Raw genomic sequence first — 614 nt, forward strand, 5'->3', positions numbered from 1 at the left:
GCCGGAGTGAGCAACCGTGTCGAAATTCAAGCCATTTCAGCGAAATGCTTTTGATCGCGCACCATCGCATTCAGGATCGTCAGCAACTTTCTCATGCATGCCACCAGCGCTACTTTCTTCGTCTTCCCTGCAGCAAGCAGATGGTTGTAAAACCTCTCGATCACCGGGTTATGGCTCTTCGAGGATAAGACAGCCATGTAAAGGACACTTCGCACCTCAGCTCGACCACCCCATATCCGTCTACGTCCTTTGTAGAGRCCGCTATCRCAGTTAAAAGGGGCCACRCCAACCAATGCAGCCACTTGTTTGCGATTAACCTTGCCCAGCTCCGGAACCATTGCCAGCAGCGAAAGTGCGAGCACATTGCCAACGCCCGATACCTCGCGCAGCAAATCATAATTGGCCTTCCAAGCCGGCGAAGCTTTGATCGCTTCGTGCAAGTCATCGTCTGTGCTTTTAAGGCGCTTTTGAAGCCAGACGATATGTGCCTTGATGTCCCGTCGAAGTGCCTTGAATACCGCCTGTTTCAGTCGAGACTCTTCCGCCACGATCATATCGATGAGCTGGCGGCGTCGAGTCAGTAGATCCGCCAGTTCACGAGCGTGTTCATCTGG

The 614-nt window shown here is 53.0% G+C and carries 1 protein-coding gene; it reads right to left on the bottom strand.

What is annotated here, in order from left to right:
- Window positions 1-26: 26 nt before the first annotated feature.
- A partial coding sequence (locus P3C29_RS32625) for a transposase (RefSeq protein ID WP_275966468.1) occupies window positions 27-614 on the bottom strand: 588 nt, incomplete at its 5' end.

The organism is Pseudomonas sp. 1912-s (assembly GCF_029269205.1).
GTDB lineage: Bacteria > Pseudomonadota > Gammaproteobacteria > Pseudomonadales > Pseudomonadaceae > Aquipseudomonas.